We start from the raw sequence: 19,593 nt of genomic DNA on the forward strand, positions 1-19,593 counted from the left end.
ATCAATTCCCCAATTTTTAGGGGAGCCGACCGGATTAAGAATATAATTTGCTATTAATTAAAGAGTAAGCTCCAATAAATGGAAAGATATAGCCATTTTAAAAATATAAAAACAAACTACTCCCCCCTTACAAAGCACTATCTAATAACTGAATTAAAAATAAAAAACAATTATAAATATTAAAATAAAGCTGTTAATAATTTAGCAACCAATCTATATTAACTTTGAAAATTGTACCTAATCAAAGGAAGATAAAATGGCAAGCGCTCTCAAGCAAAATTGTGCACTACTTACATTGTCTGCACTATTATTAACCGGTTGTGGAGGCGGAGGGAATGATAGTTCTAACAGTGCAATTCAAACACCTAAAAAACAAATCAACAGTGCACCAAACATCGTGTTTGAATCACCAAATAAAGTTATGGGGGAACAATCTGTCATAATCTCTGCAACTATTACTGATGATCAACAAATTAGCTCTGTAAATTGGAAGCAAGTCGCTGGAAAAGAGATAAAATGGACAGTACAAGAAAATAACAGCATTACATTCCAGGCTCCTCATTTACCTGACATTGAAGTACTAGAGCTTGAGCTAACTGCAAAAGATAATCAGGGCTTAACAACGACAAAAAGTATAAAATTAGAAGTTGAACCACTTCCAACACCAATAAAAAAGCTTAAGTTTGATAATATGATACGCGATGTAGATCCTAGCATCCTTTATTCATTCTCTCGCCCTCAGTTTATAGGTGAAAAAACACAGCTCATGCGCTCAAATGATGCAGGCGATACTTGGGAGCAGATATATCAAGATGAGTTATTCGATGATAGTGATTATATGCACCAGATCATTACGTCAAGTATACCTGGACACCTAATTATCAGAACATTAAATGTTAAGCAAAGAAAATATACATTCATCCACTCATTTGATTATGGAAAATCTTTTGATCAAAGTTCGCAGGTAGAACTCGATAGTCTCAGCATAAAATACTTCTTTGACCGAAAAACCATGTGGTCCATTAATTATAATGATCACACCTTAAATAAAAGTGATGATTTCGGAAAAACTTGGCAAACAGTCAATCAGTCCGATTACATACCTTATAGTCGAATTGTATTTCCAAAAAGCAATGACAATATCTTATTTTTGACTAAATCAGACCAATCAAATGAAGCCTTCTTGATCTCTTATGATAATGGAAAAAGTTTCGAAAACAGAAGTACAGGCCTGCCTGTGACTGGGGTATCCACGGCTTATATAAACCCTGACGATTATAAGAATATCATTGTAGGCAGTGCTTATGGCTTTTTTGAAACGCAAGATGCTGGCATAACCTGGGACGCTTTAAACTGGGATAACACAAATCGATTAGTTCAAAGCCACAGTGGTGACTTATATCGCCATATAGAATCGAGATTTGAAATGTCTACCGATTTTGGAAAAACTTGGCAATACCGTTATGCAAACCCTGAAGGGGGATTAGATCTATACATTATGAGCATACATGATAATTTCTTCTATTTTCGGTTGGATGGCCCCAGCGATCATGGAACCTATCGAGGTTTCAAAGGCACACCTCAAGAATAGATAATCGATTCAAACACTCATCAGGTGAAGTCGCTCATATTGATGGGCGATTTTCTAATTGACCAAACACCACAAATCGACCTGCTTTCAGCCTAAAATAATCAGTCATCAGGACACAATGTTGTGCTGTGAAAAACTTAAACTTACTACATTGTTAACTCCGAAAGTATGCCAATCAACTACTAAAGCGAGTGACTCTCTCGCGCATAACACCACCCCTTTTTAATTATCTATATTGTGTTGTCATGCAGTATTCTCCCTCATCGTCTAAAGGTACATTGCATTTTCCACAATCGTTGCACATTTCAATGCTGGAATGTCTGTATTCGGAAAAGCACGATGCAGATTGCTTTTCCTATGCCAGTGCCTTTGGATATGAAACCTATACCCAGAGCCACATTAATACAGGACACTGAGTAAAAGAATGAATATCTCCTCATCAAAACCAGAGTTAGTGAACCCGTTAGGTCAGCACATTACTATCGATATTTTCGAAGCCTCTAATCTCATTGGTGAGAAGCGTATTGAGCAAATGATGATTGACTGTGCCAACGCTGCGAATGCAACGATTTTGAAAACCCATTTACACCCTTTCGAAACCAATGGCGGTGTATCGGGCATGATCATTTTGGCAGAAAGTCATATTTCTATTCATACCTGGCCTGAATATAACTTTGCTGCGATGGACATTTTTATGTGTGGCGATGCTAAGCCAGCACTGTGCCTCCCCGTCATAGAGCGCTACTTTCAGCCAGAAAAGATGGTCGTCAATACCCTCACAAGGGGCGGCTCTGTCAGCGACACCGGAGAATTTCAGCCACTTTTACACACCCAATTACAGCCAACCTTGCAAACCGCATAACAAACGGAGTATTCAAGCAAATGACTAAGATTAAATGGCACTACGAGCAAATGACAAGTGGCGTTCACGTTGCACTTCGTTCAGAAAATGATTTGGTCGACGTAGAAACTGAGTTTCAAGATGTCAGTATTTTTGAAACTCGCCATCTAGGTAAAGTAATGCGCATCGATGATGGCATTCAAGTGACCACGAAAGGCGAACACATTTACCATGAAATGATGGCGCACGTGCCAATCCTGTTTCACAACAAGGTTAAAAATGTACTCATTGTTGGCGGCGGTGACGGCGGAAGTGCCCGAGAGGTATTAAAGCACCACAGCGTGGAAAACGTGGTCATGGTGGATATCGATGAGCAAATAATTCAACTTAGCCGACAATATTTGCCAGAGATTAACAATGGCGCGTTTGATGACCCGAGATTTGTACTGCGTATTGGCGATGGTGCCGAAATCATCTCCCAATACAGTGATTGCTTTGACTTGATCATTCTAGATGCCGCAGATCCAGATGGCGGTGCTTCAGAAACCCTATTCACCCAATCATTCTTTGCTAATTGCTTAACCGCGTTAAAAGCCGATGGGATCTTGGTCGCACAAGGTGGCACACCTTACTTTGAACCTTATATGATGCAATCTATGGTGTCGCGTTTAACTCAAGCGTTTAACAACCCAGCCGGTATTTATCTGGGCGGCTGTTATGACTACTTTGGCGGTTCACACGCATTTATCTGGGCAACGCGTAGCGGCGCTATCAATACCCTCTCACTTGACGAAATTGAAGTTCGCTATAACAAAGCGGATATTCAAACAAAATATTACTCGCCAGAGGCCCATTTTGGCGCTTTCTTCTTATCTAAAGACATGCGTGAGTACGTCAATCAGGCAATCAAATGTGAAAACGTCGATGCGTTATCCATGCCTGAAGCTGGTGACTGGGATGACTATACGCCTGAAACATCCAATGGCGATGATGACGAAGAATAATACTGAGCCTTGCCTGCCATAGAGGCAGATAAGTCTACATGACAAGCCACTGCAACGAAGTATGATTCGTGTCAGTGGCTTATTCATTTTTAGTTCAAGCCAGACAGCTCGAGCTTCACTTGATATATCTAGGTGCCACGCAAAGCAATGAAATCACTATTTAAGTTATTTGAAAAAATGGGTCACAAAGACACCTTTGACAGCCAATTGGATGAAGCACCTCGCAACTTGCCTTTTATCCGCCAGTGCACAAAGGAGTATTCTGGTTGGATAGTTGTTGCCTTTGTTATTTCGTTGCTCGGTGGTATTTTACAGATTGTCACTTTCGACTTTTTAGGTGAGTTAGTTGATTGGTTAGATACTGCCAGTGAAAACACCAAGATCAATGAAAAAGGGGCTGAACTGGCACTCATCGCGATTGCAATTGCGGTGGTCATCCCGACCATCACACTCTTTAAAAACCTCGTTTTCCAGCAATTACTGGGCCCAAACTTACAAAAAAACACCCTCATTAAACTCTACCGTACACTCATCGCCTCTCCAGCGAGTTACCACGAAGAAGATGATCCAGGTTCTACTGCGATTGTGATTGTAGATACCTCCGAAGCCATCATTGATGTGGTATTGCAATTTTGCGGGTTTGCCGGTTTTTTACTGGCGTTTTTAGGTGCGCTGCTGTTTTACGTGGGCAATATTAGTGGTTGGTTAACACTGCCATTTATAATTTGGACCGGATTGTTTTTAGCTATGCTGATTGGCCAATGGATCCCAAAAGCCAAAACGACTAACCGACTTGAAGCACAAAGCTGCGCTGAAATTACTGGTAAATTCACCGAGCGTTTCGCACGCATTCGCACCGTAAAAATGCTATCAAGTAATGAGTATGAGCAACAATTTGCTGAAAAATGGGCAACGCGTCACCGTAGAGTCGTGGCTAAAGAATATCGGGTTTTTTCTAATTTTGCCTCTGTCGTAGGGCTACTTAACGGTATTTTAATTGTGGGCACCGGTGCGTTGTGTCTACAACTATGGATCAATCATAGTTTGTCCATCGGTGAGTTTTCTATGGTTTTAGCCCTCGTCTATCGTGTGATCTCACTGTCAGAGTGGTGCCAAGATGAGTTTGATGCCTTTTTTGTATCTTGGGGGCAGGTCACTGTAGGCAGAGAAGTCGTCAACGAGTTTTTAGAGGATATTGAGCCGCTTGAAGATGAAGGGAACTTTCATGTTTCAAGAGGAAAAATCACCTTCAAAAATGTCGAATTCGCCTATGAAAATAAAGCACCGCTTTTTACTGACTTTTGCTTAAAAATAAAGCCCGGTGAGAAAGTCGGGATCATCGGCCCTTCTGGCGCTGGCAAGTCTTCATTGCTGAATATGCTCTGTGGTATTGATGAGATAGAAAGTGGTGCCATATATATTGATGGTAAAAATATAGAAGACTACCCAACGGACAAAGTCTGCAATGAGATTAGCTTTTTGAATCAGGATATCGGGCTGTTTAACCAAAGTATTTATGAAAACGTCGCATTTGGATTAAATGACGTCAGCAAAGAGTCGGTCAGACAAGCCCTCAAAAAAGCCAATGCGTTAGAGTTTGTAGAAAACTATTGTGATGCGCGCGGCCGAAAAGGGCTAGCTGCTTTTATAGGTGAAAATGGTGGGCAATTATCTGGCGGACAGCGTCAACGACTGGCACTGGCCAGAGCAATTTTAAGGGATAAACACATACTGCTTTTAGATGAAGCTACCAGCGCCTTAGACCCGGCGTTAAAGGCTGAGTTTATTCGCTCTTTGAAAACACTGATGAAAGGTAAAACCGTCATCTCTATCGCACACTCTTATGATGTCATTGCGATGATGGATCGCATCATTGAGATTCAAGATGGAAAAATTGTCAAAGACATGAAACCAGAAGAGTTTGCTGATTTAGCCGCCATCAGCACTCTTAAATAAAGCTGTGCAGTGAAAGGATTCACCGCCACCATCACAACAGCCAAACGACATAACAACAGCTATCCGATGTATTTAAAAGCACATCCGGAGATTAAGGCTAAAACTCAATATCTTAAAAACCCCGCCATTCTACCAAAAATTGCATTATTACATTTTTTTACATAAACGCATTGAATGCGTGATATTTGTCGAGACCAAAGTTCCTAAATTGAGTAAAATACGCGCTATTTTTTAATGTTAAATAAGCAAGCAAATGAGCAAAATAAAGTCGTTATTCATCATTGCAATCACGCTATTCATCAGCGCCTGTAATACTATTTATGTTCCCCCAGTTAATGATTATCAACCGAAAAATCAACCCAAAGTTGCTTTGGTTATCGACGTGAGTGATAAGCTCACGCATACACATATCGGTACGACCATTTTCAACAACTTCACGAAGCAATACGAAGTTGACGTAAAAATGAAACAGCATATTTTTGAGACTTTAAAACATAAACTTAAAGAAGGGGCAAATGCTGACGTTGTTCTACTGGACAAGACGTTAAGCAACAAACGTGCTTCTAGCGGGTTTGTATTTATCAAAGATAAACAATGGCAATTTAACCCAAGCCTTGAGGCCGAAAGAAAAGAATTAACGGCCAAAGGGATAGATGTGGTGATTTCTATTACCGAAGCACAAACGTTAGTCGATATGTATTGCACGCAATATGGGTGTACAAACTTTTATGCTGAGGGACATGGCCTATATACACGTAGCTTTTTTGGTTTAGATAACTACCACGCCGCTGCAAGTTACGAGGTGTCGGCTGAATTCATCTCACAGCCAATTGATATGGGCGTTATGGAAAGTATGCGTGACCTGAACTCAATGTATGGCAGACTTACTAAGCTAGATTTAGAAGATCCAGCTGATCATAAAGCACTGGATAAAGCGTTTTTTAAACCAGTTCAAACTGGTCTAACAGGATATTTTGAAAACTTAGGTAGCATCATTAATAAGTACCTTAATGGCGAATTTGAGACGTCTAAAAAGAAGTAAAGTATGCCAAAAGGCAGCGCGAGCAATTTCACGCTGCCTTTTGAAAAACCTCACGTGCGGTCTTATTGAACGCGTCTAGATAAAATCAAAACAACGCACAATAGAAATTCATTTAGCCTTTCAATACCTGATAAAGTCTCACTAAATTCAACCCCCTACATTTTATGTGCGGTACAACACCTTAATGATATGCCAACCAAACTTGGTTTTAACCAGCTGCGGGGTCAGTACCTCACAAGAGAAGCAGACTTTGTCAAATTGAGGCACCATGGTACCACGCCTAAACTCTCCCAAATCTCCGCCCTTTTTCCCTGACGGACAAGTTGAATGTTTCTTGGCTAGGGTTTGAAACTTAGCCCCTTTTTTTAATTGTTTAAGAATATCTTCCGCTTGCTCTTTGTGCTTTACCAATATATGTAAAGCATGCGCTGTACTGGCCATATGACTCTCTGCTTACTATCTACAGTATTCAATTACACTCACCGCAATAATACACCAAAATGCCATGAATAAAGAGGTTGTCACCATCAAGTACAACGATGCTCGCATGCACTTAAGGCTTATTTGGGTTGCACCTTAAACATGAGTCGGCAACTTGCATGGCCGGAGTATTCACGTATGTATGCACACGTCCACCTCATTAGTGCGGCAATTCAGTCACGCATCGAGTCTTTTTGAGTCATGAAACGACAGGGGGGTCAGATTTTACATCGTATTGTGTCATGAAAAGTGAGCCTATAGTTAAGCTCACGGTGCTGTCTGAGTACATTTAAGGTCTAAGTACTGAGTTGTTTGATTAACACAGACGCGAAGTGCAATTTTGATATGAGCACCACACATTACGAGACACAACGCCACCAGCAATCTCTTTTGTCGCTGCTGATGGAATACGAGCCGAGTCCTCAGATAGTGCCTTTAACTTCTTCTTATTTAAATTGAGTTTCATGATTTTATTTCCTTATTATTCTATTTTCGCTCAAGTGAGCAAATTCACATTACTATTCGCACAATAATTAATCAACTCAAAGCGTTCATTATAGGAATAAATTAATATCAAAAAGTGACAATTTATTTTAATTCAGACGACCTGATAAGCTTTAATGTGAAGCAGCAGGTTCAGCAGCAATACGCAAAGACAAATACAGCGCAACTAGACCAACTTTTCAACGCGTAACGGGAAAACGCTCTCTGACTTTCTCCTCATTTACTTTATAAAACAGGCTTGATTTATAGTGATATCTGCCATGTAATATCGTGTATATTTTGCTTATATTGATCGAATTACAATCTGTTACGTACTATTAGTACCGACTAAATTACGTACACTTTGGTTCATCCATTTTTATTGATTGTACTCTGATGAGATTGGAGTGACTGGAGAGTAGAACATCCAGAGCGCGTAATTTAGCGGTACTTTTTCCACAAAGTGATCAAATACCAATATCATGCGAATACGCCATAAACTTTGTACACATTGCCAACAAAGTAAAGAGGTCATGTACCGATGCCGATATGACAACCATATTCAATGGCATTTTATTTGCGGGCCTTGCTTATTGATCATCAAAAAGCGATTTGCTCAAACGTATCAATACGGTGGCACGTGGAAAGCTCGGAAAAAATAGCCAACTACCTGATGTACAAAAATTTAAAGGGGAAATTGCTAACGTCAGGCGCAAAGTGTTGTATGGAGCATTACACTAGACGACGTTTCATACTCGCTACGCATTGACCCTTAAATGATGAGTCTTTGCCGATTCATAGACCCTGACATGCGCCAGGACGACAAGAGCAGATCCTGACTTTATGCCCCGATTTAATCGGGGTACTTATCCATAATGCTCTGTACGTCATCAATATGCTCAATAAACACATCCACTAACTGAGGATCAAAGTGCCGCCCTTTCTCTTTGACCAACAGGGCCAAGACTTCATCCATGCTCCATGCATCTTTGTAACATCGTTTATGCGATAAAGCGTCGAACACATCCACCAAGGCCACTATCCGGCCGTATATATGTATGTCTTCACCAGACAAACCATTGGGATAACCAGACCCATCAAATTTCTCATGATGCTCACCCGCCACAATGGCAGCTGCCTTTAACGTTGGGCGTTTTGAGCGAGAAAAAATCTCCTGACCGACAGACACATGGGTTTTCATAATGTGCCACTGCTCATCATCTAGTTTGCCGGGTTTTAGTAAAACTGAGTCGGGGATCGCCACTTTACCGACATCATGCATTGGGGCCGCCATAAATAGCTCTTGAGCTTGCGCATTGGGCAAGCCAATCCATAAGGCCAGTGCTCTGGATAAATGAGCCACCCGTTTAACATGGTTGGCCGCTTCTTTTGAGCGACTTTCGACGACTTCCCCAAGGGTTTCAATGATTTCAGATTGGGTATCATATATTTCCTTATCTAACTCCAAATTATCAAAAGCGACAGTGATATTGTTAGAGAACAGCTCAAGGAGTTTGGTATCTAGCTCATCGATGGCGGTGATCCCTTGTAAGTAAATAAGATTTTCTTCTGCGTTATACGTCTTAAAATACCCCACAAAGCAGTCATGTTCGATGAGCGATTTTTGTTGCTCGCAGGCTTTTTCCAGTAGAGCCAATATATGCTCAGGTAAATCAAGATAATCTGATGTGTTAAAACCGTACTCTCCATTGCCCGCAAGATATTCAAAGCGCCCTTGCGACTTTCGCACAGCAAAGTTATTACTCTGTGCTGATGGTTTGTTTGCGTGTAATAGCGTCGATATTTGTACCAATAGGCCGCTGGCAAACTCACGCAAGCTCCGAATACGAAATAAACTGGTAGTCGAGTCGATTACCTGCTCCAACCCTTGACGGTGAGTTTCGAGCTTCTTTCTTGCAGTTTCAATATCTTGAATATCTCTATACCCTCTCAACCCGGTATAGACCACCGTAAAAAGCTTGTCGCTACTGAGGTGAGTTTTATCTTTGTAATCATTAATATCATAATTCACAATGACGGTTCTTTCCGGTGCCTGACCGGGCTGTCCCGTTCTTAAAATAATGCGTGTAAGGTGATTATTTAGCGCCTTCCTAATAAACTCTGCCACCTGTAACCCTGCATCATCCGTCTCCATGACCACATCGAGTAATACCAGCGCAATATCACCGTGCTCCGCCATAATTTTTTTCGCCTCCTCACCAGAATAGGCGCTGACAAAATCAATGGACTTACCGTCAAACTCAAAATCACTCAGGGTAATTTTAGTGACTGTATGAACATCCGGCTCATCATCAACAATCAGGACTTTCCATGCACCTTGCTTTTCCACTTTAGGTTTATTGGACTTTTTAAACAGTGCCATTTGATTCACCTATGCATGCAGGTTGTACGTTTATCGGAACTTTGATCGTAAATGTAGTGCCGCAATTAGGGGTTGAATCGACAGAGATAACGCCCTGCATTTTTTGCGTCACAATATTAAAAATAATATTCATACCTAATCCAGACCCGCCGTTTCCTCGGTTGGTGGTATAAAATGGGTCAAAGACCTTTTTCTTGGCCGTTTCTGTCATGCCTTTGCCGTCATCGGAAAACACAACCACCAAATCTTGTCCGTCTTGCGCAAATTTAATCACCACTTCTCCATGTACTTGTGGCTCATAGGCATGGATCAACGTATTTTGAATTAAATTAGTAAAGATCTGCGCCCATGACCCGGGGAAGTTTTTAATCAAAAAAACGGCCCGCTCCGTTTCGATACGAAACGCGATGTTGGATTGCTTCAACTGACTATTTAAGCTGGTCATGGTGTCTTTTAAATACTGTACAATATCAAACTCTCTGACCTCTTCGGCGGATTGATCCACCGCAACAAGCTTAAAGCTCCTTACTAGGTTTGCTGCCCGCTCTAAGCTGCCTTCAATGGTATTGGTCAGCGCGGTAGAGTCTTTAATAAACTTTAAAAAGTCATCTTCTTCTAACTCGCCCTGTTCGTACTTTTTGTGCAAATTTTCTATGGTACTCTTGAAGTGAGACACCCCTGTTAAACTGGTTCCAACCGGGGTATTGATTTCGTGTGCTACGCCTGCAACTAGGCCACCCAAGGACGCCATCTTCTCAGATTCAATCAATTGATTTTGCGTCTTTTTAAGCTCATCTAATGACGTCTTTAATGCCGCCTCTGATTGATGGCGAACCTCAATCTCATTTTTCAACTGTGCTTGCTGTGTGTGTAATTGATCAACCGATTGCTGCAGCTCTAAGGTGCGTTCATCGACGATTTTTTCGAGGTTTTTATTGAGGCTATCAAGTTGTTCAAACGAGCTGGCTGTTTTGTGCATCATATCGTTCAATGCACTTTGCAGCATGCCCAACTCATCGTTTGGGTTCTGAGCAATATTGATATGGGAGCTTTTCATGTCATCAGCATTAATTTTGCTGGCTTGAAACGCGAGTTTGCCCAAAGGTGCAGTCAACAACTTCCGAAAGACAATGGTCACTAACACAAAGATGGCTGCGGTTTTTATCAAGGCATTAATTATCAATAAGAATATGCCTGATTGCATGCTGTCGTAGATATAGCCTTCATCCGCATATAATTTGACCGTGCCGATTTTATTTTCCATCCCACCTGATTTCATCATTAGCGGAAACTGATAAAAAGTCTGAGGATCGGTATCGATGGCCGTATCAGGGATATCACCTCTGCTCAGAATAAACTTTTTATCGTCTTGCAGTACGATCCCTGCAATATGAGGCAGGTTGATAATGCTTTGCGCTGTGATATCTAATTGTGTGTAGTCTAAATTCCACAGATCAGAGGCCAAAATATTGCCAAAGGTACTCTCAGACGCTTTTAACACAGCCTGTGATTCTTTTTTTGTATTTATGAAATCAATGTACAAATGCACGCAAGTAACAACTGCGGTGAGTAGTAGATAAATTGATAAAACAATACTAAGAAGTCTGATTGATATAGAGTTTTTTACCATGCACTCGCGCTCTACGCGCCAAAAAAGTAACTCGACATAGTTAAAATTAGTTGTAATTTTTAAAAATCACAAGACAAGACAAGACACCAGCTTGTGCTCAAAAGCAAATAATCAGATGAACACCCCGTAATTTCAAAAGATGCACTACGCTAATAGTATTGGGCAACAACGATGAGAGACCAATGTACAAGCTCATACTTATTTGGTTATTGCTGGTAAGCTATACGTCCATTGCCACCGAGACGATACGCGTTCGGGGCAGTCAGTCCGAGCATGACAGTACCCACAATTACTATGTTGGGCTCATTGAGTTGGCTTTCGATAAACTCAACAAACCAATTAGAATTCAATTTTCGCCTTATATGGTGCAGGACAGAGCGCTCTTTGAATTACAGTCTAATCGGTTAATAGACTTATACTGGGCAGGCACCAATCAGCAAAGAGAATCTGAGTTGGGCGTGGTGCCTATCCCCCTGATTAAAGGGTTACTCGGATATCGCGTGTTTACCATTCATCAAGATAATGAACAGTTATTTTCTCAAATCAAATCTATCAAATCGCTAAAAAATATGACTTTGTGTCAGGGGCAACACTGGCCTGATACAGACATCATGCTCGCCGCTGGCCTGAGCGTGATCACCAATGTTGTATATGAGAACATGTTTAAGCAAGTCTATGCCGATAGATGTAAAGCCTTTCCCAGAGGGATCAATGAGGCCTTCTCGGAAGTAGAAAGCCGACAACAGATCATGCCGAAGTTAATGGTCTTTGATGAGGTTATTTTGCACTATCGGTTCCCTATGTATTTTTTTACCCACAAAGATAACACGCGACTTATTAATGACTTACAGTCTGGTTTAATGCTGGCAATCAAAGATGGCAGCTTTGATAAATATATGCAAACTCACCCTACGACTCAGCATCTATTTCCTTTGAGTAAATGGAAGAAGAAAACGATATTAACCATAGATAATCCGTTTTTATCTCAGTCAACACCGGTTGAAGACAAAGAGCTATGGATAACGCTCGGCAATAACAAGTAGCGCAAGCGATATAAGTCTTGGCGATTGGAACAAGGGTGAATACCTATGAGTTAAAGCAAAGTGGAGACTGTTCTGAAGCGGTATGTTTAACTAAAATACTGAGCAACAGTGTCATGCGGTCACCCCATAAACATTTATAACCGATATTTATCAAAAATAGCATGTTCAAACATTCAATATGACAGTAATTGCAACGCCCTAAGGAACTAACCATGGTTTTGTAACAGTATACCTTTAGTTCACACCATGAATAGACGCGCAATGGCCAAGCTTACGAAAAGCTACGATATTATTGAAGGTTGCTCTTACGTGAACTTACCGCCAGCTGCCATTGATTATTACCACCATTTATTCATTAAAATCACTAATAATTAGCATCAAAATGCCCTTATCTTAATTTGAAAATAAATAAACCATTGAAAATGAGTGCTTTTATTTTTTGGTCTGCTTATTGCTGAATAAGGTCATACTCAGACTCTACAAGCTAAGGAACTGTATTTTGGATATCAAAAAAATAAGAAACTACTTAATGATCGCTGTTGTTGCATGTCAAATCGCCCTACTCACTTGGGAAAGCTTAAATGGCGGTGTTGTTACACATCACTTTTTAGCGCAAGAAGACATGCCTGGTTTATCCAATTGGTGGGGACTGTTGATATTACCTATGTTAGTGTGGCTTACCGCTTATGGTATTGAGCACAGAAGTAAACAGATAGAAGATGAGCAGAGCCGCTTAGCTTTTCACACCGTAGCCGCGCGCAGCTTTGTCGGTATGTTACTGATAAGCTTGATTCAATCGACCATATTTAGTCTCGGCTATTCATCAATCGCAGCCTCGTTATTACTTGTCATTGCTTTTATCGCACTGTTTTTACCCCTGTATCGAATTGAAGCCATCGTTGGCTATGTTTTGGGTGGTGCCTATTTTACAGGCCCTATGCTCCCATTTGTTGGCGTGGTGCTCTTCGTGATTGTATCTGTTGTCGCACATTTTGGTATCAAACCACTGATAGTGAGATTAAAAGCTCCCAAAGTAATCAGTGAATAGTCAATTGCAAAGGCACAGAGCTACTGTTCATAAGGCAAACTTTAGCCTTGATGCTCAATAGCTCTGTGCCTCTACAAAAAAACATCTAGCAAAAAATTGACACCTTAGGCTTCATTCAACTCAAAAAAGAATATTTTCCCCCTACTTTCAAGGGCTAGCAAAGCAATTTTGTGTAACTTAATAAGTTTGGTTTGAAAAATGCATTAAAAATTTACTAAGTACAAACTTGCTATTGAGTGATGTCACCACCATGAATGAAAGCACAAATACCGTGTATGTTTTGAGCGGCTACGCAAAATACTCGACCACAGATCAAAGTAAATACAAACTCGGCAATAAACACTCTATCGGTCTACTCACCACCGATAAAAACTACGAAGAGAATATCCATACCCTTAAAAACTTTATTAAAAATTTAGGGTGGGACTCCATCACATTTTGTATGGTTGAGGAAGTTGACGACATCAATACCTTGTCCAATGATGTTTTAATATCGAGCTTTCAGCGCGCTCAAAAGAACGGTCAATCTTTAGTCGTCAATGACCATCCGATTACTGTGCATTAGTGCAAAATACATCTTGCGAAGCAAGATTACTTTTGCGCAAGGTGAAATGAGCTATTTTAACCACCTTCACTACTTTAAATGGTCTTATTGAACAGGAGTTATGACTACGAGCGCAGTGAGGACATGCTCTTTGCGCAGGGTGAATAAGTGCAAAATACATCTTGCGAAGCAAGGTTACTTTTGCGCAAGGTGAATACGTGCAAAGGGTTTATGACTACGAGTGCAGCGAGGACATTCTCTTTGCGCAAGGTGAAGTGAGCCATTTTAACCACTCTCAATTCATACCAAAAAACCAAAGCAAACGCTTTTTCATATTCATTGCTCTGGTCTCACAAATAGCCCCTTACTCCTTAAAAGGGCTTGCTGATTACAAAAAACGAGATCACATTATTCTGCTACCTTAGATTCCATCTCGTATTGCTTCAAAATCGCAAGCATATCTTCTGGAATGGCCGCTTTTTTCCCTGTTTTCATATTAAACATCACCACAGTGGCATATCCCGTTGTGCAGACTGCTTGCTGCGACTCACTAAATGCCTCGTAGCGCATAGTGAAACGATCTTCTTTGATGTCAGTGATGTATGAGCCAATATACAGAGTATCAGGGAAGGTAACGGGTCGTTTATATTGCGCGTAGGTATCACGCAGAACAGGACTATGACTGGGCTCAGATAAAATAGAGAGCAACCCGGTTTGCTTTAAAAAATCAATTCGCGCGGTTTCAAAATAACGAAAGTACGACACGTTATTCACATGTCCCAACGCATCCATTTCACCCCAAACCACATTAATTTTCGTGTTAACCGCAAACTTTTCGAAAAACTCCTGCATGATCTTGCCTCAAATTATGATTATTTAATTCGAGAGTAGCAACTCATCGTACCAGCTGCAAGGTGATGACTGCGAGCGAAGCGAGGGCATTCTCTTTGCGCAAGGTGAATTAGTGCAAAGGGTTTATGACTACGAGCGAAGCGAGAACATTCTCTTTGCGCAAGGTGAAATGAGCCATTTTAACCACACTCACTACTTTAAACGGTCTTGTTGAAAAAAGGTTATTACTGCGAACGGAGCAAGATTACTTTTGCGCAAGGTGAAGTGAGCCATTTTAACCACAGCCCACCTAACCTCCCCAGCCCCAATCACTCTCCCTTCTCCAAATACCTATTTGCATGCTTTAAACTATGTAAATCATCAAAGCGAACACCATGTTTTGCCATCACTGGGCGTATTTTTTGACTGATCACTTGTCGAATATAAAAGGGCTGATTTGGCACAAAATGATGAATGGTATGTGTGCGACCAAAATCAAAGCAAAATAATTGAAACGGTAAAAACCAGCGGCTAGTGATCACATGGGTTTGCTCTAATACATTCGTCACACCACCATAATAATGCATGGAAGAAGTGAGCAGGTTCAGCGACGCTGATCGAATCATATTGGGTAAAATCAGTACCACCATTAAAAACTCAGCCACCGCCAGTAGCTCTGACCCCCATGCAGGTAATGTGAATGGCATCACAAATTGCAGCACATAATAAGCTATCACCCCATACAAAACCCCAAAGTAAGCCGTCGCCAGCGGCGCACCTGCATTAAAGACCCGAAAAAACTTAAAGCCACGAATTTCTTTACTAAAGCGCTGTGAATTTATAAGCAGCCCTAAAAGGCCATCAAGGATCACCACAGACCGTAAAAAAGGCGATTGAATGCCATTGCCCACCAAACGTTCTTCTAAATCCTGCGAAGTCCCCGACACTTTATGATGGTGCAGATGTGTCTTCCTGCGATACCAAGGGTTCACCGTATTTGGCCGCATCAACCACACGCATAACATCATAAAATTATGTACAAACGGGCGCTGACTAAAATACTGCTTATGGAGCAAATCATGTTCAAGCTCATGGGCAATGGAGGTGATCAAAGCCACTAAAATAATGCACACCCACGCCGGTATCGCCGCCACATAATACAGCGCCGCAACGCCAATGAATGCACACAATGACAACAGCAAAATGACCATGGCAATACCGTTTTGCCATTTAAGAATAGGGTAACGCGCCCTAAGTGATGCCTCTTCGGCTTTTATCGCCGTCACGATTACATTGATGTTCTGCTTCGCAGTTAATTTTGACATGGATAGCTGTGCTAAATGGTTGATATCAGGATGATACATTAAATGGGGGGGGGTGGGATCAAATGACTCTGACCCCTTTGATTTGTGTGTATTAAACTGAGAGTTGCAAACATGCCTTTGAGCTTGCGATTTTCATCTTCAAGCTCTTTCAAACGCTTCACATCGAGGCTTCCACCCCACCATATTTAGAACACCACTTGTAAAATGTACTTTTACCAACGCCATGGTACAGGTACACCCGATTCAGCTTCTTTAATCATGCCGACTAGCCGTGTTTCGGTGAACTAACTTTTTCACATCGTAAAATTTCATTCTTATATTGATAGAAATTGTACTTATGGACTGTTTCAGTTTATGGGGGAGTTATACTGCTATTCACGCGGGAATCTCACAGTACAATGCAGCATTTCAGACAGGTCAAAGCGCTCCAGAGATTATTTAGAGCTTTGAGAGAGTGGTGTTTTTACCACGTTTTGCACTTTCAGTATTGGGGTTCTCAGGTTGTAATGCAGTATTGTCTGTGAAGTATATGGAAACCAGACTTGGTCTGAGTTAGCTTAATATCAATGATGCTCTAACTACTCCAATATTACCAGTAGATTATTTACTAACTCTCTTAGTGCTAGCGGAAAACGTTTAGTGCTGTCGTAATGCCTTTGTTGTATTTCAATAAGACAAAGGTTTTTTGAATCACTTTGCTTAAGCCGCCTGAGGTGCTGGACTATTTCTTCCTCTAACTTTACGTTGCAGCGATAAGACACATTGAGGAAAGCTCTAATTTTCTCTTCACTTTTATCTGGCTCAAGAATATGTGCGTAGGTATTTCTTAAACTATTTAACTGCCTACACGAGTGATAGACCCAAGATTCAATGTCATCGTTATATAAAGCCTCTAATAGACAAAGTTTGTGGTTGAATGTGAACTTGGCCTTTTTGTATGGAGCTTGATTTCTAATGATTTTCTCGTTAAGAAGATCGATCAATTCTTCTATTATTAGATGTGAATTGAGAACCAAATCACGAATTTCCGTACCACTGAGAAGGTGTGTGAAGATTTTTTCTCTGATTTCTTAAAGGTGATCGTTGTGCATTTCTACTACTTAAGTGATGGTTGGAACTAAAGCTACTAACATGAAAATATACATAATAAAAAGCGCCTTAAATGGCGCTTGTAAGTGACTCTTTAATTTTTTTCAGTGACTTTTCATCAACTGGTTGTGCAGAGTTTTGTTTCTCAGGTAGATCTGGAGAAATAATCCCCATACCTACCACTCGTGAAAGCTCACATTTATTCAGTTGTCTCATTTTGTAAAAATTCCTGTTCGCGTTCTTGTGCTTTTAGAGCATAAGTTAGTATTGCACCACACATTATGATGTGAAGTAGCAAAATGATATTGTCCCTAAAATACAGTTTAAATGGGGCATTGACGATAAAGTCGTACTTATAGGATAACACTTCAATCCATGTGACGAAGTTTACAATACATGTCAAAACCATTACGAGTATTATTCCGCACTCCTGAGCTGACAAACTCTGACGTTCATAAACTATGCGAAAATATCCATTACCTGTTTTTGAGTGCAAAAACAAAGCTACTTCTCTACGGTAAACAATAGGCAAAATAAATACAAGTGCCATGAAGATATCAAAAGCATAATAGTGGGTGTTCCACTGAATCGAAATTGGTAAAATCATAAGGTCAATAATTTCGACAATAGCATAACTAATTAAAAACCATCGAGCTGTAGGTACATGCCAACTAAGTAATAAACCAAAAAGAATTACGCTGATTGGTGCAAATTCAAAGATAGAATATAATTCATTCATGCTCATTTGTTCCTATGTTAGGCTTTTCATCTTTGGTTGAGGCTGTGGAAGATTTGAAATCAAACTGGACTGATAGGTCCTTACCAAAAATTAAAAAAAGCTCAAAAAGTTGGGTGCAAGACATTTCTGTTTTGCCCGATTCATAATTACTAATACTTGCTTGATCAACGCCTAGCTTTTTCGCTAATTGTTCTTGCGTCCACTTTCTTTCCTGTCTCATTTTTCTAACCGAACGTTGAACGTACAGCTTAAAGTTATTCGTTTTGATCCTTCTTGTACTGTTAGTCACGCATTTGTACCTTCTCCTTATCCCATAATCAGAAGTTATCAGCACAATATTTTTGTTACAACCCTTTGTTAACGAAATTAATGGTTATTTATCATTTTATGAAAGTATTTATTAGGGACGTGTTTTATAGAAATATATAACTGTATGAAACTATGTATTTCCCTAGTAATTAATGAGTGATGCTTAAGCTAAGAGCGAATATATTACACATGTCGAGTTGTTAATTTTATGTTTTAAAGTTGATGAGATAGTTTATTAAAGAGTTTATGCTGAGAGGAGTAGCAAGATTGCAAGTTGGTAACCAATACTTGCTCTCTTGCTTAGGGGATTTTCCCCTAAAAACCCAACATATTTGGATTGGAATGAAAGCTTATGGATCAAAAGCGGCGAGAGTATTTCAAAAACTACGTAGATCAAAGGAAGCGAATTAGCATCAGCCTTTGCCTGCTGATTTTCGAAAAGTAGAATATTTAGCTGAAAAAATGGAAATGAAACCAACCTCATTTGTAGGTCATCTTGTCCAACAAAAGCTTGGAAAAAACCCTGCATTAGCGCCGGAATACATAAAGAGCTTACCTATCTCATTCGTAATATAGCTAATAATGTAAATCAAATCGCACATCGCTCAAATACGCTCAAAGTAATGGTTGATGAGAATGCTTTACTCATGGAGCTTAAACGCCTTGAAGATGTTATTAAAGGCTACGTTGCTCAGAAAGTCGACTCATGATTATCAAATCGATGAGCCGTAAAAGTAGAAGCTTTTCACAGCTGTACCACTACATGAAGAAAGGTTCTTCACAAAGTAGCCAATATGATTTTTTCTCACAGAATATTTATGCGCGTAAAGACAAAGATATTATCGCGGAGTGTTCTGCAAATGCTCAAAGACTAAAGGCCCGAAGAAATGGAAATTACTTGTTTCATGAAATAATTTCGATTACTAAATCATCACAGTTAACTCTTGAGCAGGAAAAGCAGAGGCTCTTTGATATTGTTCAGCGGTATGCCCAAATGCGGTGTAAGCACAATTTGGTCACTGGCTATATGCATGATGAAAAAAGCAACAACGTGCATTTTCACTTGATGATAAGCAGTAATGAAATTGACTCGCCCACGAATCAACGGCTCACCAAATATGAATTTGATCGAGTTAAAAAGGCGACCGAGCAATATGTGATAGAAACATATCCAGAGCTTGAACAAGACATTCTCATTAACGCTACTCGTGAGCAAAAGAGACAAAAGTAGTCAAACAAAGCCGGTGAAGTAAAG

The 19,593-nt window shown here is 40.3% G+C and carries 19 protein-coding genes; 10 read left to right on the forward strand and 9 right to left on the reverse strand.

Features of this window, described 5'->3' with window-relative positions; all coding sequences use genetic code 11:
- The first annotated feature begins 256 nt into the window (after positions 1-256).
- From JF50_RS25400 to JF50_RS25420, 5 genes are all read left to right on the forward strand, one after another.
- Positions 257-1,591, forward strand: a complete 1,335-nt coding sequence (locus JF50_RS25400) for a WD40/YVTN/BNR-like repeat-containing protein (protein WP_039612031.1) — start codon at positions 257-259, stop codon at positions 1,589-1,591.
- 424 nt (positions 1,592-2,015) lie between these two features.
- Positions 2,016-2,453, forward strand: a complete 438-nt coding sequence (speD, locus tag JF50_RS25405) for an adenosylmethionine decarboxylase (RefSeq protein ID WP_039612032.1) — start codon at positions 2,016-2,018, stop codon at positions 2,451-2,453.
- A gap of 20 nt (positions 2,454-2,473) precedes the next feature.
- A complete protein-coding gene (speE, locus tag JF50_RS25410; protein ID WP_052262780.1) occupies positions 2,474-3,436 on the forward strand; it encodes a polyamine aminopropyltransferase in 963 nt (320 codons plus the stop codon).
- Between the two features lie 147 nt (positions 3,437-3,583).
- On the forward strand, positions 3,584-5,392 hold the full coding sequence (locus JF50_RS25415; protein WP_039612033.1) for an ABC transporter ATP-binding protein: 1,809 nt from the start codon (positions 3,584-3,586) through the stop codon (positions 5,390-5,392).
- A 253-nt stretch (positions 5,393-5,645) separates the two neighbouring features.
- Positions 5,646-6,434, forward strand: a complete 789-nt coding sequence (locus JF50_RS25420) for a hypothetical protein (RefSeq protein ID WP_039612034.1) — start codon at positions 5,646-5,648, stop codon at positions 6,432-6,434.
- A 162-nt stretch (positions 6,435-6,596) separates the two neighbouring features.
- Here the strand turns inward: JF50_RS25420 and ppiC are convergent, their stop codons facing one another.
- The 4 genes from ppiC to JF50_RS25435 form a co-directional block, all read right to left on the reverse strand.
- Positions 6,597-6,875 (reverse strand): peptidylprolyl isomerase PpiC, encoded by a 279-nt coding sequence (gene ppiC, locus JF50_RS25425; protein WP_039612035.1) that lies wholly within the window; start codon positions 6,873-6,875, stop codon positions 6,597-6,599.
- A gap of 355 nt (positions 6,876-7,230) precedes the next feature.
- Positions 7,231-7,380, reverse strand: coding sequence for a hypothetical protein (locus JF50_RS27295; RefSeq protein WP_155735638.1), 150 nt, complete (start codon positions 7,378-7,380; stop codon positions 7,231-7,233).
- Positions 7,381-8,250: 870 nt separating this feature from the next.
- Entirely contained in the window at positions 8,251-9,780 is a 1,530-nt protein-coding gene (locus JF50_RS25430) for a DUF3369 domain-containing protein (RefSeq protein WP_039612036.1), read from the reverse strand.
- Positions 9,767-11,281 carry an ATP-binding protein gene (locus tag JF50_RS25435; RefSeq protein WP_160290511.1) on the reverse strand — a complete coding sequence of 505 codons (1,515 nt, stop codon included), beginning with the start codon at positions 11,279-11,281 and terminating at the stop codon, positions 9,767-9,769. The genes JF50_RS25430 and JF50_RS25435 overlap by 14 nt, the downstream gene beginning before the upstream one ends.
- Positions 11,282-11,592: 311 nt before the next feature.
- Here JF50_RS25435 and JF50_RS25440 point away from each other — a divergent pair, with 311 nt between their 5' ends.
- The 3 genes from JF50_RS25440 to JF50_RS25450 all read left to right on the forward strand — a co-directional run bounded on the left by JF50_RS25440 (position 11,593) and on the right by JF50_RS25450 (position 14,066).
- A complete protein-coding gene (locus JF50_RS25440; RefSeq protein WP_039612038.1) occupies positions 11,593-12,453 on the forward strand; it encodes a hypothetical protein in 861 nt (286 codons plus the stop codon).
- A 499-nt stretch (positions 12,454-12,952) separates the two neighbouring features.
- On the forward strand, positions 12,953-13,501 hold the full coding sequence (locus JF50_RS25445; protein ID WP_039612039.1) for a hypothetical protein: 549 nt from the start codon (positions 12,953-12,955) through the stop codon (positions 13,499-13,501).
- A gap of 250 nt (positions 13,502-13,751) precedes the next feature.
- Positions 13,752-14,066, forward strand: a complete 315-nt coding sequence (locus JF50_RS25450; RefSeq protein WP_039612040.1) for a hypothetical protein — start codon at positions 13,752-13,754, stop codon at positions 14,064-14,066.
- Between the two features lie 387 nt (positions 14,067-14,453).
- Here the strand turns inward: JF50_RS25450 and JF50_RS25460 are convergent, their stop codons facing one another.
- The 5 genes from JF50_RS25460 to JF50_RS26530 form a co-directional block, all read right to left on the reverse strand.
- Positions 14,454-14,897: an acyl-CoA thioesterase gene (locus JF50_RS25460; RefSeq protein ID WP_039612042.1), complete on the reverse strand. Its 444-nt coding sequence runs from the start codon at positions 14,895-14,897 to the stop codon at positions 14,454-14,456.
- Between the two features lie 308 nt (positions 14,898-15,205).
- Positions 15,206-16,201, reverse strand: coding sequence for a fatty acid desaturase (locus JF50_RS25465; protein WP_039612225.1), 996 nt, complete (start codon positions 16,199-16,201; stop codon positions 15,206-15,208).
- A 1,158-nt stretch (positions 16,202-17,359) separates the two neighbouring features.
- A complete protein-coding gene (locus tag JF50_RS27300; protein ID WP_160290512.1) occupies positions 17,360-17,506 on the reverse strand; it encodes a hypothetical protein in 147 nt (48 codons plus the stop codon).
- The gene (locus JF50_RS25475; RefSeq protein WP_039612044.1) at positions 17,490-18,029 is read right to left on the reverse strand and encodes a hypothetical protein; all 540 of its coding nucleotides are present in this window, start codon (positions 18,027-18,029) and stop codon (positions 17,490-17,492) included. The genes JF50_RS27300 and JF50_RS25475 overlap by 17 nt, the downstream gene beginning before the upstream one ends.
- Positions 18,022-18,318 (reverse strand): helix-turn-helix transcriptional regulator, encoded by a 297-nt coding sequence (locus tag JF50_RS26530; RefSeq protein ID WP_052262782.1) that lies wholly within the window; start codon positions 18,316-18,318, stop codon positions 18,022-18,024. Before JF50_RS26530 ends, JF50_RS25475 begins: the two co-directional genes overlap by 8 nt.
- A gap of 583 nt (positions 18,319-18,901) precedes the next feature.
- Here JF50_RS26530 and mobC point away from each other — a divergent pair.
- Both mobC and JF50_RS25490 read left to right on the forward strand, forming a co-directional pair.
- Positions 18,902-19,048 (forward strand): plasmid mobilization relaxosome protein MobC, encoded by a 147-nt coding sequence (mobC, locus tag JF50_RS27950; RefSeq protein WP_419177528.1) that lies wholly within the window; start codon positions 18,902-18,904, stop codon positions 19,046-19,048.
- Complete coding sequence (locus JF50_RS25490) at positions 19,045-19,569, forward strand: hypothetical protein (protein WP_039612046.1); 525 nt, start codon at positions 19,045-19,047, stop codon at positions 19,567-19,569. Before mobC ends, JF50_RS25490 begins: the two co-directional genes overlap by 4 nt.
- Positions 19,570-19,593 lie beyond the last annotated feature (24 nt).

Origin of the sequence: Pseudoalteromonas luteoviolacea (assembly GCF_000814765.1) — a bacterium.
Lineage (GTDB): Bacteria > Pseudomonadota > Gammaproteobacteria > Enterobacterales > Alteromonadaceae > Pseudoalteromonas > Pseudoalteromonas luteoviolacea_H.